5 protein-coding genes are annotated in these 17060 nt (G+C 67.4%); 2 read left to right on the top strand and 3 right to left on the bottom strand.

Annotation, left to right across the window (positions count from 1 at the left end; genetic code table 11):
* Positions 1 to 36: 36 nt before the first annotated feature.
* From P0W64_RS03735 to P0W64_RS03745, 3 genes are all read right to left on the bottom strand, one after another.
* Positions 37 to 870 (bottom strand): alpha/beta hydrolase, encoded by an 834-nt coding sequence (locus P0W64_RS03735; protein WP_275478718.1) that lies wholly within the window; start codon positions 868 to 870, stop codon positions 37 to 39.
* Positions 871 to 984: 114 nt separating this feature from the next.
* On the bottom strand, positions 985 to 2187 hold the full coding sequence (locus P0W64_RS03740; protein WP_275478719.1) for an amidohydrolase family protein: 1203 nt from the start codon (positions 2185 to 2187) through the stop codon (positions 985 to 987).
* Between the two features lie 28 nt (positions 2188 to 2215).
* On the bottom strand, positions 2216 to 3472 hold the full coding sequence (locus P0W64_RS03745; RefSeq protein WP_275478720.1) for a pyridoxal phosphate-dependent aminotransferase: 1257 nt from the start codon (positions 3470 to 3472) through the stop codon (positions 2216 to 2218).
* Between the two features lie 233 nt (positions 3473 to 3705).
* On the opposite strand from P0W64_RS03745, the gene P0W64_RS03750 reads away from it, so the two are divergent.
* Together P0W64_RS03750 and P0W64_RS03755 are read left to right on the top strand one after the other, a co-directional pair.
* Positions 3706 to 16014, top strand: coding sequence for a non-ribosomal peptide synthetase (locus tag P0W64_RS03750; RefSeq protein ID WP_275478721.1), 12309 nt, complete (start codon positions 3706 to 3708; stop codon positions 16012 to 16014).
* A gap of 17 nt (positions 16015 to 16031) precedes the next feature.
* Positions 16032 to 17027, top strand: a complete 996-nt coding sequence (locus tag P0W64_RS03755) for an ABC transporter substrate-binding protein (RefSeq protein ID WP_275478722.1) — start codon at positions 16032 to 16034, stop codon at positions 17025 to 17027.
* Positions 17028 to 17060: the final 33 nt, after the last annotated feature.

Below are 17060 nucleotides of genomic sequence, written 5' to 3' on the forward strand. Positions count from 1 at the left end.
TCCGGCTGGCCCGTCACGTGCAGCGCAGCATGCCGGCTACCCGGACCCACCGGCGCCGAGGAAATCGACGATCAGCCGGTTCACGACCTCGGGCCGTTCCAGGTAGCCGAAATGACCGGTGTCCTGCACCTCGACGTAACGGGCCCCGGGGACCGCATCGGCCACCTCGCGGCCGAGATACGCCGGGACGATCAGGTCGTCCGCGAAACCGATCACGAGCAGCGGTCGAGAGATCGCGCGGTAAGCGCCCCTGCGATCTCCCAGGCGTTCCGTCGCGCCGAGCTGGCCGCGCTCCCCGGATGTCGCCGGACCTGCCGAGTACTCCATGAGCGCAAGCCATTCCGCTGCTCTCGAGCCGTCGCGCAGGGTGGTCGGGGAGAGGTTCAACAGCGCCTCGACGGCGGCCTTGTAGGCCGTGGGCAGCACTATTCGCCGGTCGAACAGCTCTTGTTCCCCGCGCGTCAGGAGCCTGCCCGCTTCATCGACCCGTGCGTGTGCACCCATCGCCACCGCCCGCCGCACGAGCTCGGGGTATGTCAGTGCCAGCTCCTGTACTACGCGGGCGCCCAGTGACGTCCCGACCACATGCGCAGGGGCACCGGCGTGGGTGATCAACGCAGCGAGGTCGTCGACGAGCGCACGCACCTCGATCTCGGGACACGAGGTCTCGGTCTGCCCGGGCACCGGGCTGATCCCGCGGTTGTCGTACGTGACGACCCGGTATCCGGCCTCGACCAGATCCGGCACTTGGTGCAACGTCCAGACATCGCCTCGCGCGCCCGTTCCCTGCACCAGCACCACGAGTGGCGCGTGTGGATCACCGTGCTCCTCATAGCGCAACGCGATCCCGTTCACGGGCAAGGCGGGCATGCGGTACTCCCTTCCTGAGGTGCGTCGGCGATGACGCACGATCTCCGTTGCGCCGCGGGGCGATCGGCGTGCGGTCCCGGGACGGTAGCTCGACCGCCGGGAACGTGCCGGCGTTCAGACGGTCCGATCAATTGCACGTCCTGCCACCAGCACGGCGAGTGGGCGGCGTAGGGAGGCGCGATCGACGAGCGGATCACCGTCGATCGCGACCAGATCGGCGTCGAATCCCGGGGCGATGCGCCCCTTCCGATCGCCGAGTCCACAGATATGTGCCGCGACGCTCGTCCCGCGGCGCAGCGCTTCGGCCGGCGTGACGCCCAACATTCCGAGGGCGATCAGGCCCTGAACGAGCACGCCGTGTGGTTTCTCGGGCGAGATACCCGCATCGGTGCCGACCGCGTAGACGGCGCCGTCGGCGATGAGTCGCCGATGAATCGCGAACGTGGCAGCCAGATTCCGTTTCAAGATCTCAGGCGTCTTGCGTGCCCGTTCCGGGCCCGGGACCAGCCCCAGGGTGGCACTCACCGCTATCCGCCGCGCGACTATCTCGGCGAGTAGCTCATCGGGCGCCGCCACGCCATCGTCCGTGAGGAATGTGCAGTGCTCCAGCCCGTCCACTCCCGCAGCCACGGCCGCCTCGATCGCCGTGGTGGCGTGAGCGTGGGCGGTGACCGGCAAACCATGCCGATGCGCCTCGTCGACCAGGGCAGCGAGCTCGTCGGGGGTGAACTGGTCCGTGCGCGGGTCCGAACCTGCGGTAAGGGTCCCCCCGCTTGCGATCACCTTGATCACCGCGACTCCACGGTCGGCGTGCTCGCGGACGGCTGCCCGCACGCCGTCGACCCCGTGCGCGACACCGCCGAGGAAATGGCAGTGTCCGCCTGCGATCGTGATCGGTGGCCCGGCGGACACCACCGTCGGCAGTGCGGGCCGCGGAGGGAGCCCGAGAGAAAGGTAGCCGCGGTCACCGAGGTCGCGCACGGTGGTGACACCCGCCGAAAGCTGTGCTCTGCCAGCCGATGTGATCGCCTCGACCACCTCGTCATCGTCCCGACTCGCGAGCGCGGACACGGGGTCGGCACTGGCGTCGAGGGCCAGGTGCACGTGCGGATCGACCAGGCCGGGGATGAGCGTGGTGCCCGGCAGATCCAGCAACATCGCGTCGGGCGGTACGGACGCCAGCCCCTGGGTGACCGCGACGATACGCCCGTCCTCGATCAACACCACCGGGTCGTCGATGGTCACCGGATCGGTGCCGTCGAACATAACGGCGGCGTGGACTGCGGTACGGCGCCGCTCGTCGCTCGCGGAGGTCATACGGTGTCCCGGGTAGGTCGGCCCGGCATCACTTCCAGCCCAGCCCCGTGGCCAGCAGCCGATCGAAGGCGTCGTCGAGCACCTGCGGCGGGTGACCGAGATGTATCCGGACCCAACTGGATCGGTCGTCGTTGCCGCCGTGTCGAGACGGAGCGGTCATACTGCCGCGACCCGGCAGGACGCCGGCCGCCAGACACAGCCGTCGGTATGCGTCTTCGTCGTGATCGGCGGCGAACGACGGCGGCACCTGAAACCGCAGGTACGACGTGCAGGTGCCGGGAGACACGGCGTGATCCGGAAAGCCGAGGTCGCCGACGAGCCGACTGTGGACCTGGTCCCTGGTCCGTACGTAGTGGTCGCCGAGTTGCTCGATGTACCGATCGGACTCCGGGTCGGCCAGCCACGACGCCATGGCCGCCTGGAGTGGCACGGCGGAACCGTAATAGCGCCGATGTGCGATGGCGGCGAGAATTCCCAGGGTCTCCGGCCGTCCGGTGAGTGCGCCCAGGCCCCAGCCGTTGCAGCGGAACTGTTTGCCCAGCGTCCGCACGGCCAGCCACGGCTGAGTACGACGTTCGGACAACAGGATTCGCAGAGCGTTGGTCGGTGCCGTGCCGGGTGTGTGGACCGCGTAGTAGGCGTCGTCGAGGAGTACGGCCACCCCCCGCTCCTCGGCGAGGTCGAGAAGGCGTGCGACCACCGACGGGGTCCAGTCCGAGCCGGTCGGATTGTGCTGAGGGTTCAGAACCAGAAGACCGGTGTCGGGGCTGGTGCGGATCATCTCCTCGACGGCCTCGGTGTCGGGCTGCCAGTCCTGCCGCTGGGTCAGAGGGTAGGTACGCACTGAGAATCCCAGCGGAGCAAGCACACCCGGGTAGTCCCAGCCCGGTTCCGGAACCAGTGCGACGCGGCGTTTGGGGGTGCAGCTCCGGATGAACTGCCCGAAATCGGCCATGGCGGAGCGGGTTCCGCACTGGCTGACGGACACATCGAACCACCCGGGGGTGACGTCGTCGAGGTCGTGGGTGCGGATGATGTACTCGCGGAGAACGTTTCGTAGCGCGGGCAGACCATAGGGTGTGAGCTGGTACCCGTTGGCATGGTTCGGGATATCCGCCAGGGCGGCCACCAGACCGGGTGGGGTGTCGGCCCAGGTCTCGCCCAGGCTGAGGTAGATGAGCTCATCGATGTTGCTGCCCGCGGCCTGATAGTCGGCGATCATCCGGGCGTCCTCCATCCGGTTGGACAGGCTCCCGCTGTCCAGGATGTCGGCGGGTGCCTGCACGCATCCTCCTCATGGGTAGATCAAGCGCGGTGAAGTAAGGGTAGGGTAACACAACATGATTCGGCGTGAGTCGGGCGCCGGGACCGCAGGATCGGGGTATACGAGCGGTCGATAGGTCTCGCGCCGGTGTGGGGTGATGGAACGCGGCGCCGGCCCGGATTGTCGCGATATTGGTCAGGCTAAGCTAACTTAGCCTGGATCGACCGTGCACGGGATGGCTGGAAAGGAACCGCATGATCTTCGTAGGAGCGGGCGCTCTGCTGTGGCGGGCTGTCGACCATGCCCTGTCCACCGGTACGGACGTCGGCCTGGTGGTTCACCCTACGGACGAGCGAGTCCCCGAGGAGTTCCGCGACCTACACACCGCCATAGCCACCGATATCAACGACCTCGACGGATTGTTCGCAGAGGTCGCGACCGCCGGGGATGTGGTGTGGTCGACGGGGAACCCGTTCATCTTCCGGTCGCCGATATTGGACCTGGGCCTCACGATCCTCAACGTCCACGGCGGGCCGCTGCCCGAGTACCGCGGCCTGCCGATGGCGAGTGCTGCGTACGCGATCCTCAATGGTGAGAAGCGATTCGGAGTCACAGTCCATCGCGTCGATGCCGGGATCGACACGGGCGAGATCGTCGCGCAGAGGATGTTCGATCTGACGCCGGACATCACTCTCGGAGAACTCACCCTCGACGTCACCCAGCGCTGCCACGACATCTTCGTGGCCAGCTTCGATGGACTGCGAGCAGGCACACTCACGCCTGCCCTTGCGGATCCCGCTCCCGGTGCGGCGCGGCCGGCGGGCTCGTACTACGGCAGGAAGGAACTAGCGAGGATCGGCGCCTACCGCGATCGCGAAAGCTTCGCTCGCGCAACCGACCTGGGGGTGCTCGCCGAGCGGTACTGGTTCTACAGCCTTCTATTCGGGCTGGCCGCACGTGGTCGTGCCGATCTGACCGAGGAGATCGCAGATCTGCGCTACTGGGGGCAGCTCGGCCGGTCGACGCGGCCGCCGGTACCGATCCCCGCCGACCCGGGAGCGGACACGTCCGAAGACGGGGCGGCCGTCCGGCCCCTCGGTCCCCAGGCCGTGACGGCGCTCGATGTGCTCGGCACGGGCGGTAGTGCCAGGTTGGCGGTCTTCGCGGCGGCCACCGGAATGGCGGTTCGCGAACTGACCGGCGACGCTGCAGTGCCGCTCGTCATTCCCGCAGACGGGCCCGCGGGGATCGTGCCGCTACGTATCGCCGTCCCCGAGGCGGCCGCGGCCGATGCGGGATATCTGCAGGAGGTTCACGAGCGCATCGACGATGCCACCGCGCACGCCGCTGTTCGGCTCACCGACGTCTACTCCGCTCTGGCCGGGGATCTCGACACGACCGTCGAGCCCGGCGAATTCGTGATGGTATCGATGGCCGACGGCCCTGCGGGAACGAAGCATCCTGCGCCCGGCATCGAAGTCGGGATCGAGACCGGCGATGCCGTGGTCACGGTCGGCTGTACGCGTGATCGCACCCGGTACTCGGCGCGCACCGCCCAGCGGCTCCTGGACGGGATAGAGGCTTCCCTGCAGCGGCTTGCGCAAGCGATCGGCAGCGGTGATCCGGCCCGGGGGATGGACGCCGAGATCGGCGCGGGGATCACGGCCGCCCGGCCGGCCGATCGAGCCGCGTCGGGCGCGGCGCCCGTCGATCTGCTGGCGGTCACGGATGCCGAGTCCGGTCTGAACCCGGCCGACCTGTGGCGGTGGATCCACGAGCTCGACGTGGGCCAGGTCCCGGTGCGGACGGTCGTCGAGGCGTTCGTCCGCTGTGCGACGGCGTTCGGCTATGCCCGTGATGCGCCGGTGGGAGACGCCGACGTCCGCGCCCTCATCCATGTCGTGCGCGATCTGACGCAGGCCGGCGAGGTGGACTCGGTCGCTGCGGGGACGGCGCACCTCGTCGTCGTCGACGACGGGACACACGACCGGACCCCCGAGTTCCACGTACTTGCGACAGGCGATGTGGATCCATCGGCACTCGACGTCTTCGTCGCTGCCGTGGCCAAGGCCGCCGTCGCCATCGCCGCCGGTGACCGTGTCGTCCTGACGGTGCCGGACACCGCCGATCTTCTTGCCGACCGTACGACGCGTGCGTGGCCCGATAGGACGGGTACCACCGGACTCTTTCCGCACCTCGCCGGTGGAGGTACCGGACCGGCCGCCGAGTTGTGTAGCGGCTCGGTGCTGGTGGCGCGTGCCGACGGGCGTACCGGTCTCGACACGGACGGTGTTGTTGCACAGGCGATGACGTGGCTCGCCTCCGAGATCGGCGACCTCGTCCCGGGTGGGGTGATCGTGGATGTCGAACGCGACGTGCGAGATGAAGTGACTGCCGCGGTCCCGGGCCGGCTCAGTGTCCGATACCCGGTGTTGCTCGACCCCGATCGAATCGCCGGAATCCCGCCGGGTGTGGATGCCGTGCAGGGCATGCGCGATGCGGGCGTGGTGCTGCCCGATCGCTCATCCGTGGCAGGCCTCGGGCTGCTCCTGTGGCGGGGCGAGCGCCCGGACGGCGTGGTTCAGCCGCGCTCGCCGGCGCGGGTCCTGATCAGGGTCGCGGATACCTCGAGCGAGCTGGTAGCGGGCGTGGACATGCCCGACGGGTGGGGCCCCTACGGAATCCTGATCACCGTCCTGTGCCGACCCGCCGCAGGCGGAGCCCGGCGGCGTAGGGCACGGGTCCTCGTGCAATCGCGGTGCGGCCGCGAATTGGACGCGATCGCGCTCGCCGGTGCGCTGGCCGCCAGGAGTGCGACACCTCGCCCCGACGGCTGGGATCTCGACGCGGTGGTCGACGACGTGGTGCATGTCCATGCCGAACAGAAGCCGCTCGTCCACCTTTCTGCCACAGACCGACAGGAGCTCACGGAACGGTTCGGTGAAACGGCTGACGTCCTGCCGTTATCGCCGTTGCAGGAAGGCCTCTTCTATCACCTGCAGCTCGCCAATGAGACCGGAACCACCGACCTCTATGCCGTCCAGTCGCGAATCCGTATAACCGGTGCGCTCGATTCGGGGCGGATGAAGACGGCGGTGGCGATGCTGCTGGCCCGGACCCCGAATCTGTCTGCGGGATTCGTGCGAATCGGCGGTCAAGCATTGCAGGTGATCCCTCCCGACCCCGCGCCGCCGGTAAGGACCGTCCGCCGGTCGGAGTGGTCGGGCGACGATCCCGACAAGATATTGGCGGAGGAGCGGTCGGCGCCATTCGTCGCCGACCGTCCGCCACTCATCCGATTCCTCCTGCTGGAGATATCCGATGGGGAGTGGATCGTGGCTATGACGCGCGAGCACCTACTTTTCGACGGATGGTCATTGGGTCACGTATGGAATGACCTTCTCGCGCTGTACAGCGACCCTTCGGGGGCGTCGGTGCCCGCGCGGACGGCCTACCGGGACTACTTGGAATGGCTGGCGGAGCGCGAGGGGACGGCATCGGGAGACGCGTGGCGGCGATATCTCGCGCAGTCTCCCGGAGACGCAGGGGCAGGCGGACCCGAACCCACCATCGTGGCTCCGGCGGCCGCGGATGTGGCCGCCGATGCCGCTGCCGCGGCGGACGTATATCGCTACCTCGATGCCACGTTACAAAGGAAGGTGGTGGACGCCTGTCGAGACGCCGGCGTCACCGTCGGGACATTCTTCCAGGTCGCATGGGGAATCACGCTCGCGCGCATGACCAACCGGCTCGACGCGGTGTTCGGCACCAGCGTATCGGGGCGCCCTCCGGAACTCGCGGGTGCCGAATCCATCATCGGCCTCCTGTACAACACCGTGCCGGTGGCGGTGTCTGCTCCGCCCACCGCATCGGTCCGCGACGTACTGGTCGGGCAGCACTCCCGCAGCGCGGGCGTCATCGATGCCGCTCACGTGCCGCTGAGTGAGATCCATCGAATCGCCGGATGTGAGCAGCTGTTCGACACGCTGTTCATCATCCAGAACCAACCCGTGGTCGTCGGCGAGGTCGAAGACCGGGGTGAGCCGGGTGGAAGTCGCATCGAGCTCGCGGATTTCGAGGTAGACGACTCCACGCATTATCCGTTGTCTTTCGCCGTTCTGCCGGATGATCGGATCCGGGTGCGATGCTCGTATCGCGGCGATCTGTATTCCGAGAGCGATATCGGGACGATCATCGACCGACTCATCGGCACTCTGGCCGCGATGTCGGCGGATGTCGAAGCACCCGTCGGCCGGATCGGGGTAACGGTGCCGGCGGAGCGGTCACGGTATGCCGGATGGAACGACACGACGCGGGAGCTGCCTGCTCTCACCATCGGTGATCTGCTGCAGAGACAGGCCGAGCGGACACCGGGTGAGACGGCGATCGTCGCCGGCGACACTCGCCTGACGTTCGCGGAACTTCTAGACAGCGCTCGGCGGTGTGCCGCGTTGCTGAGGGAGCGCGGCGTCACGGCGGAGGATCGCGTCGGGCTGCTGCTTCCTCGGGACGAGCGGACCGTCGTCTCCCTGTTCGGGGTGTTCTTCGCGGGTGGAGCCTACGTGCCGATCGATGCCGATCACCCGGCCGAACGCATCGAGTACATACTCGACGCCGCCGATCCCGCCGCGATCGTGACCACCTCCGCATTGCTCGACCGGCTGCCCGGCAGGCGACGTATCGGTGCGGTTGTGCTCGACGCCGACGATGTCGAGACGCGCATCGCCGCTCTCGACGTGGCACCCGCCCCGGCATCCGTCCATGTGGACAACCTCGCCTACGTGATCTTCACATCGGGGTCGACGGGGAGACCCAAAGGTGTCGCGGTGGGGCACCGGGGCCTGACGAACATGTACTTCAATCATGTGCGGAAGATCTTCGATCCGGTGGTCGCCCATCAGGGGGGACGTCGGATGCGGATCGCGCACACCACCTCGTTCTCGTTCGATGCCTCATGGGAGCAGTTGTTCTGGCTACTCGACGGGCACGAGGTGCATGTCATCGACGATGATCTCCGCAAGGATCCCCAGCGGCTGCTCGAACACTACGACCGCGAGCTCATCGACGGATTCGACGTCACGCCGTCGTACGGGCAGGTGCTCGTCGAGGAGGGGCTTCTGGAGCGCCCGCGGCCCACCGGGCGGTCGACATCGGAATCGGATCCCGGCGTCGTGTTCGTGTCACTCGGCGGTGAGGCCGTCCCCGACGCGTTGTGGACCGCGCTGCGCGAGGCGCCCGGCGTCGAGAGTTACAACCTGTACGGACCGACCGAGTACACGATCAATGCGCTCGGTGCCGATCTGGCGGACGGCGAGACGTCGAACGCAGGAAGGCCGATCGACAACACGCGGGCCTACGTCCTGGACGTGAACCTGCAGCCGGTTCCCACGGGTACGGCCGGGGAGCTGTATCTGGCGGGTGTCGGGGTCGCGCGCGGTTATCTCGGCAGACCCGCGTTGACGGCTGAGCGATTCGTGGCCGATCCCTTCGATCGCGGCGAGCGTCTGTACCGCACAGGCGATCAGGTGCGTTGGCGATCGGACGGTCAGATCGACTTCCTGGGGCGCACCGACGACCAGATCAAGATCCGCGGATTCCGGGTAGAGCTCAACGAGATCGCGGAGACCGTCCGCGCGCATCCCGATGTCACGGCCGCCACGGTGACCGTCATCCGCGACGACGACGCGGCGGTGACGAGGCTCGCCGCGTACTACACCGCCGTGCGCTCCATCCCGGTCGCCGACCTTCGTGACTTCGTCGCGGCCAGGCTTCCGGGTTACATGGTGCCCGCTGGCTTCGCCGAACTGGCGACCCTGCCGCTGACCACGAATGGGAAGATCGATCACGCCGCCCTGCCTGCTCCGGACCTCACCTCGACCGGTGCGGTCGTAGCGCCCGCCTCCGGCGTGGAGCGGGACGTCAGGTCCGTCGTCGCGTCGGTGGTCGGCGTGGAAGAGGCCACGATCTCGGTCGACAGCGCGTTCATCGACATCGGTGTCGACTCGCTGCGGCTGGCGCGATTGACGTCGCGGCTCAACGCGCAGCTCGACGTCACACTGACCCTGCGAAGCCTCATCGAGAACCCTACGATCGCCGGCATCGCACACGTGGTCGACGAGGTTCGCGGGCACGGGGAGACAGCACGGATGCGCGTAGCCGACGTGGTGCGGCCGACGGGGCCGATCCCGGCATCGCACGGGCAGCAGTCACTGTGGTTGATCGATCAGCTGAGCGGACCGTCGGACCAGTACATCGTGCCCTACGTCCTGCCGTTGGTCGGCGACGTGGACGTTGCGGCGCTGGGTCATGCGGTCGGCGACGTGGTCGGACGCCACGAGGCGCTTCGCACGCTGCTCATCGCCGACGATGTGGTGGGGCTGCGCCAGGAGATCCTGCCGGCGTCCGACGCGGCGGAGAAGCTGAGCGTGCAGATCGTCGATGGACGCGAGTGGGACGCTCAGCAGGTAGGGCGACACCTACGGAGTTCGATCCGCCGGCCGTTCACGCTGGGGGCCGACCTCCCGATTCGCGTCGTGCTGGTGCGCCGTGCGGACGGATGTGTCCTGGGCGTGGCTGTTCACCACTCGGCCTTCGACGAGTGGTCGACTCCCGCGATGTATCAGGACCTGGCATCCGCGTACGCCGCGCGTTCGGAGGGGCGGACACCGGCGTGGTCCCCGCTGCCCGTCCAGTACGCCGAGTACGCGATCTGGCAACAGCGGTATCTCGGGGACCAGTCGGACGAAAAGTCTTTGCTGGAACAACAATTGAGCTACTGGAGGGGCGCGCTGGATGGCGCCCCGGAAGTGTCGGGAGTGCCGGCGGTCCGGCCGCGTCCGGTGGTACCGACCTGGTCGGGCGCGTGGCGCGAGGACATCGTCGCCGACGCGACGGTGTCACGGTTGCGTGAGGTCGCTCGCAGGCACGACGTCTCGATGTTCATGCTCACCCAGGCTGCGGTCGCCTTGGCGGTGTGGTCGCTGGGGAGTGGCGACGACGTGGTGATCGGATCTCCGGTCGGGGGGCGTACCGACAGCGATCTCGATGACCTCGTCGGCTACTTCGTCAACACGCTCCCGCTGCGCTACGACCTGTCGGGAAGGCCCACCCTCGCCGAGGTCCTGGCGCGGGTTCGTGCGGTCATTCTTGCCGGGTTCGAGAATCAGGAGGCGCCGTTCGAGGCGATCGTGCGCGCGGCCGGAGTCGAGCGGAGTACATCGCATACCCCGCTGTTCCAGATGATGCTGATCTACCGTGAGGACGGAGGACCGCCGGGAGACTTCGCGCCCGGCGTCGGCGTGGGCGCAGTCGATCGGGTTGCGCCGGAGACGGTGAAATGCGATGTGGAACTGTATGTCACGGTGGGGACCGACAGGATCACCGCGTTCGGAGGCTACGCCGCCGAACTCTATGACACCGATACGGTCGAGTGCTTCGTTCAGACCCTGAGCCGGGTGTTGGACGCGTTCGCCGCGGACAGCTCGGTTCCGGTCGCCGAACTCGATCTCGTTGCCGCTCAGGACCGTGAACTGATCGCCGAGTGGTCCCGGGGACCACGAACACCGCGGGCCGCGGAGGCGACAGTCGACGGCCTGCTGCGCGCTCAGGCTGCGGCCACCCCGAGTGCGAACGCAGTCGTCTTCGGGGACGCGACGCTCTCCTATGCCGCATTCGATGCCCGCGTCGATCGATTGGCACTCGAGCTGATCCGGCAGGGGATACGCGTGGGGGACGTGGTCGGGGTCGTGCTGCAGCGCAGCGAGTGGTTACCGGTCGCGTTGGCGGCGGTCGTGCGCGCGGGCGCGGCATACGTTCCCGTCGATCCGTCGTACCCGCCTGATCGTGTCGGTTTCCTCCTCGGGGACTCCGCCCCCGCCGGCGTCGTGACCGATCAACCGACCAGCTGCGGGGGGCTCTCGAGTCTGTTGGCTGCCATCCCGATTCGCATCATCGTCGACGCCCCTGCCGCCGAGGAGGCGCTGGCCGGGGGACCGGTGGAACCCGTGACGGATGCGCTCCGTAGCCGTTTGTTATCACCCGGCGACACCGTGGCGTTGATCTACACGTCCGGTACCACGGGAGAACCCAAGGGGGTCGAGCTCAGCCACGCGGGTCTGGTCAATCGGATCCGTTGGGCCGTGCAGCGCTTCGGGTCCGGCGGGGTGGGGCTCGCGAAGTCGGCGATCGGGTTCGTCGATGCGTCCACCGAGATCTTCGCGATGCTTGCGCGCGGCGGGACCCTCGTCGTGGCCGACACCGAAGCCGTGCAGGACGCGGAGAGGATCGCGGCGCTTGTCCGTCGTCACAGGGTCACCGATCTCGTGACGGTGCCCGGCTTAGCCGATGCCCTGATCGAGACCGGTGACGCGCACGCCCAGTTGTCGGGTCTGCGGCGATGGATCTGCTCGGGAGAGCGGCTGACCGCCCGCACCGCCGATGCGCTCCGTCGGCTCGTCCCGGAGGCGGAGATCGTGAACCTCTACGGTTCCACGGAGGTCACGGGTGACGCCACCGCCTTCACCGCAGCGCCGGAGCGGGCGGCCGATCCCGACGGGGTTCGCGTGCCCATCGGTGCTCCCGTGCCCAATACGGACGCTCTGGTCCTGGACCGGAACCTGCGCCCGGTCGCCCCCGGCGTGACCGGGGAACTCTATCTCCGTGGTGTACAGGTGGCGTCCGGGTACCGCAATCGACCCGCGCTCACGGCCGAGAGGTTCGTGGCGACGCCGGCGATCTCCGGCGCCGCCTCGGCGGGGGAGCGGCTGTACCGGACCGGCGACATCGTGCGGTGGGGTCGGGACGGGCTGCTGGACTATGTCGGCCGCAGCGATGACCAGGTGAAGATCCGCGGCCACCGCATCGAACTCGGCGAGATCAGTTCGACACTGGCCGCGGCGTCCGGTGTCGGCGCCGCAACGGCGGTACTCGATGAGAACGACGGACTGACCCGGGTGGTCGGCTACGTGGCTCCGGCGGGTGGAGTGCCGGTCGACGACCTGGAAGGAGCACGTATCCGCGAGCAGGCGGCGCGCTTCCTGCCGGCGCCGATGGTGCCGGCGGCCGTCATCGTGGTGGACGCCCTGCCGCGCACCGCGAACGGCAAGGTGGACCGTGCGGCCCTGCCCCGCCCCGAGTTCGGTTCGCCGGTCACCGCGCAGACGCTTCCGACGACTCCCACCGAGAAGATTCTGTGTGAGATATTCGCCGACATCCTAGGGCTTGAATCCGTTGGGACAGAAGACGATTTCTTCCTGTTGGGCGGCCACTCGCTCCTGGCCATCAGTCTGTCGAACCGGATCCGCAGCAGTTCGGGGGTCGCGGTGCCACTGCGGGGGATCTTCGACACGCCGACGGTCGCACAGATCGCAGAACTCATCGACTCGGGTAGCACGGCAGCCGGGCAGCCGCCGCTGGTTCGTCTGGCGGAGCCGCCTGCTCGGTTGCCGTTGTCCTTCGCTCAGCAGCGGATGTGGGTGCTCCACCAGATACAAGGTCCCACACCGACGTACAACGTTCCGATGTTCTGGAAGGCTCCGTCCGGACGCGTGGATATCGCCGTGCTGCGCGCCGCGATATCCGATGTCGCGCGCCGGCACTGCACACTGCGCACCATATTCCCCTCGGTGAACGGCAGCGGTATTCAAGACGTCCAAGCGCCGGATGTATCCGTCCCCGTTGAGCTGAAGCGGATCGGGAGAGGCGATCTCGCCGCCGGCGTGACCGAGGCTCTCCGGCACGCCTTCGACCTCGAGTCGGAGATTCCGTTGCGGGTCGATGCTTTCGAGTTCGACGGCGACCATCTCGTGGTACTCGTCATCCACCACATCGCGACGGACGAGTGGTCGGCCCGGCGATTGAGGACGGACCTCGACACCGCGTACGTGGCGCGGCTGGCCGGACGATCGCCGTCCTATGTTCCGTTGCCGGTCGAGTACACCGATTACACGGTGTGGGAACGTGACCGGATCGGCGATCGGGACGACCCGAACAGCGTGGCCGCTCGACAGCTCGGCTACTGGCGTACGAGATTGGAAGGTGCCCCGCAAGAGCTTCCGCTGCCGTTGGACCGTCCGCGCCCCGCACAGATCAGTCATCGCGGCAGCACCGTGCCCGTGGTATGCGAACGTGAGCACGCGCTGGCGCTGCGGGCGGTCGCCGAACAGCATCGGATCAGCATGTTCATGCTCGTCCACGCGGCGGTTGCCATCACGTTGTGCCGCAGCGGCTCAGGCGACGACATCGTGCTGGGCACACCGATTTCGGGGCGAACCGATCAGCAACTCGAAGATCTCGTGGGGTTCTTCCTCAACACCGTGGTCCTGCGGACCGACTTGTCCGGTGATCCGTCCATCAGCGACGTCCTCGCCCGGGTACGAGAGGACGACCTGGCTGCATTCGATCACCAGGACATCCCGTTCGAGCACGTCGTCGATGCGGTCGGTCCCAGCCGCACGATGTCGATGCACCCCCTGTTCCAGGTGATGGTGGTCTATATCGGAGCGGTCGACGCGCCGCCCCCCGTGGCCGGGCGCAGGTCCGATGGAACCCTACGGGGCCTCGCCAACTCCTCGGGCACCGCGAAGTTCGACCTGTCCTTCGACTTCACGGAGAACGAGGCCGGGGGATTCAGTGGGGTCGTCGAGTATTCGACGGACCTCTTCGACGAGCGCACCGTCGAGGCCCTCGCCGATCGTTTCCATCGTGTGCTCGAGGCTATGACGAGCCGGGTCGACCAGCGGATCGGCAGTATCGAAGTGCTGGGGGAGGAGCGTGCGATCGTCGCGCTGCCGCCGGCGATGCCGAGCTTGGAGGAGGCCGTTCCGGACACGATTGCGGAGCTCTTCCTCGAAGCGGTGCACAGGCATCCTCACGCCACGGCGGTCGTCTCCGGGTCGACGGAGTGGACTTTCGCCGACCTGGCCGCCCGGTCACGGCGCGTGGCCGCACGATTGCAGTCGCGCGGTGTCGGCCCGGAGGACGTCGTGGTCGTGTGCCTGCCCCGAGGCGCCGGCTATGTGGCAGCGATCTTCGGCGTATTGATCGCGGGCGCGGCGTACCTCCCCATCGACCCCGCGACACCGAGCTCGCGGGTGCGGTCGATGGCAGCGGACGCACACGCAGCGATGTCGATCATCGACGATTCGACGAGGGCCATCGTTCCCGGCGATCTACCGTTCCTGCGTCTGCACGAGGCCTACGAAGACGGCGATCCGGGGTGGATCGGCGTGCGCCGCCACCCCGACCATCCGGTGTACATCCTGTTCACATCGGGGACCACGGGACGACCCAAGGGGGTCGCCGTCACGAACCGAGGACTGGTCAATCTCTATGCGTCGCATCGGAAAGCGCTCCACGACACAGTCGTCGCCAGCACAGGTCGACGTCATCTGCGGGTGGGGCACGCCTGGTCGTTCGCGTTCGACGCCTCATGGCAACCTCTGCTGTGGATATTCGGGGGCCACACCGTGGACATCGTCGACGAGGACACGCAGCGCGATCCGGATGCTCTGCTCGCCCGGCTGAACGGCCGGCGATGGGACTTCCTCGAACTCACGCCGACGTACATCGAGCAATTGCTCGATCGTGGCCTGGGTAGCGACATACCGATCGCGATGCTCGGGTTCGGTGGGGAGGCCGTGTCGGCGAACCTGTGGTCGCGCCTGCGGAACCTGCCGGACACCGTCGCCGTAAATCTGTACGGCCCCACAGAATCCACGGTCGACGCCGCTGTGGCGGCTGCGACCGATTCGGATCGGCCGGTGATCGGCCGCCCCGTCGGCGGCACGACGGCGTACATACTCGATGATCTACTGCGTCCCGTCCCGATCGGGGTCGAAGGCGAGATGTACCTCGCAGGAGCGGGTCTTGCCCGTGGCTACATCGGCCGCGCGGGACTCACGGCGGAACGCTTCGTCGCCGATCCGATCGGCGGCTCTCGCATGTACCGGACGGGGGACCGCGCCCGATGGACGTTCGACGGCCTGATCGAGTACCGCGGACGCAGCGACGACCAGGTCAAGCTCAGGGGCTTCCGGATCGAGCTCGGCGAGATCGAATCCACCCTGAAGGCGATGGCCGGGGTGTCCGATGCGGCGGTGGTAGTACGCGAGATCGCGGGTGGCGCTCCCCAGCTGGTCGGCTATGTCGCCGCCGACCGCGACATCGATGTTCGTGCGGAGGCGGCGCGGACGCTCCCCGACTACATGGTTCCCAGCGCCGTGGTCACTCTCGACACACTGCCGCTGCTGGCCAGCGGCAAGATCGACCGGGCCGCGCTTCCCGCTCCGATTCCACTCCCTCGGGGTGTAGGACCGTCGACGGCTCTCGAGCGAACGTTGTGCGAGATCGTCGCGGACGTCGTCGGCGTCGCGACGGTCGCTGCCGATGCGGATTTCTTCGAACTCGGCGGGGACAGCATCGTGGCCATGAAACTGGTCGGCGAAGCCCGCGCGCACGGATTGCGGATCGCGCCTCGGGATGTGTTCACGCACCGTTCGGTGATCGAGCTCGCGGGGACCGTCGAGTACATCACCGAACAGCAGGGTTTACGGCACACCGAATGAAGAAAGAGGAACCATCTATGACTGCTATACCCGTGAGGAGCCGTGCCGCCGCGCTGGCTGCGGTGTTACTCAGCGCTGTACTCGTCCTGACCGCGTGCGGCGGCAGCGACGATTCGAGTGGCTCTACCGGCCAGACGCGCCAGTTCCAAGCCGATAACGGCACCGTCGAGATCCCGGTGCATCCGCAGCGGATCGTCGCGATAAGTAACGGCGTCGTGCCTGCCATCGTGTTGGGAACGAAGCCCGTCGGGGTCAGTGATCTGTCGAACTTCTCGGCGGCGTCCCGATGGTTTTCACCGGATCAGCTCGCGGCGTACCAGCAGGCGGCAAAAGTCGGCACGGTCACCGAGGTGGACGTCGAGGAGGTCGCGCGACTGAAGCCTGACCTCATCTACATTGCGAGCCCCAAGCCGACTTTGGACAAGACCTTCGCACCCATCGAGGACCGGCTCCGTTCGATCGCTCCCACGATTTTCATAACGAACAACAACGCAGTGTGGAAGAAGGAGGGCGAGCGCACGGCCGATGCTCTGGGAAGAAGTGAGCTATTCGATTCGAAAAAGGCTGAGTACGACAAGTTGGTCGCATCGATGAAGAGCGAGTTCACGCCCTTCATCAAGTCGAAGAGGTTTGTGCAGTTCGATCGCTTCCCGCAGACCGCCGCTGGGACGGTCGCCATCGATTACTCGGGCGGATTCTGTGCCGTCTACGCCACGGAGGTCGGGCTCGACTTCCCGAAGTCGGCCGCCGGGCGTTCGTGGGACGAGATGTCGATGGAGCGGTTGAGCGACTACGCGGGTTACGATGCGCTGATCTATCCGCTCGGACCGAATGGAGAACCGAAGGACGAGTTCGTTCCGGTCCTGGACTCCAACATCTGGAAGGCTCTGCCCCAGGTCGGCAGTGGCCGAGCGGTGGGCGTGACGTGCCCCGGAACCGGGTTCAACTACCCGAACGGAATCACGAGCCTGAACTCGCTTCGCAAGGCTCTCGGCACTCTCGCCAAGAAGTAGCTGCAGAGGTGAGCGAGGCATCGGCGATGGGGC

It is taken from the genome of Tsukamurella sp. 8F, from assembly GCF_029167375.1.
Taxonomy (GTDB): domain Bacteria; phylum Actinomycetota; class Actinomycetes; order Mycobacteriales; family Mycobacteriaceae; genus Tsukamurella.

Excerpts from the sequence above, each read along its gene's own strand:
- P0W64_RS03735 (WP_275478718.1), bottom strand. The coding sequence starts at position 870 with ATGCCCGCCTTGCCCGTGAACGGGATCGCGTTGCGCTATGAGGAGCAC.
- P0W64_RS03740 (WP_275478719.1), bottom strand. The coding sequence starts at position 2,187 with ATGACCTCCGCGAGCGACGAGCGGCGCCGTACCGCAGTCCACGCCGCC.
- P0W64_RS03750 (WP_275478721.1), top strand. The coding sequence starts at position 3,706 with ATGATCTTCGTAGGAGCGGGCGCTCTGCTGTGGCGGGCTGTCGACCAT.
- P0W64_RS03755 (WP_275478722.1), top strand. The coding sequence starts at position 16,032 with ATGACTGCTATACCCGTGAGGAGCCGTGCCGCCGCGCTGGCTGCGGTG.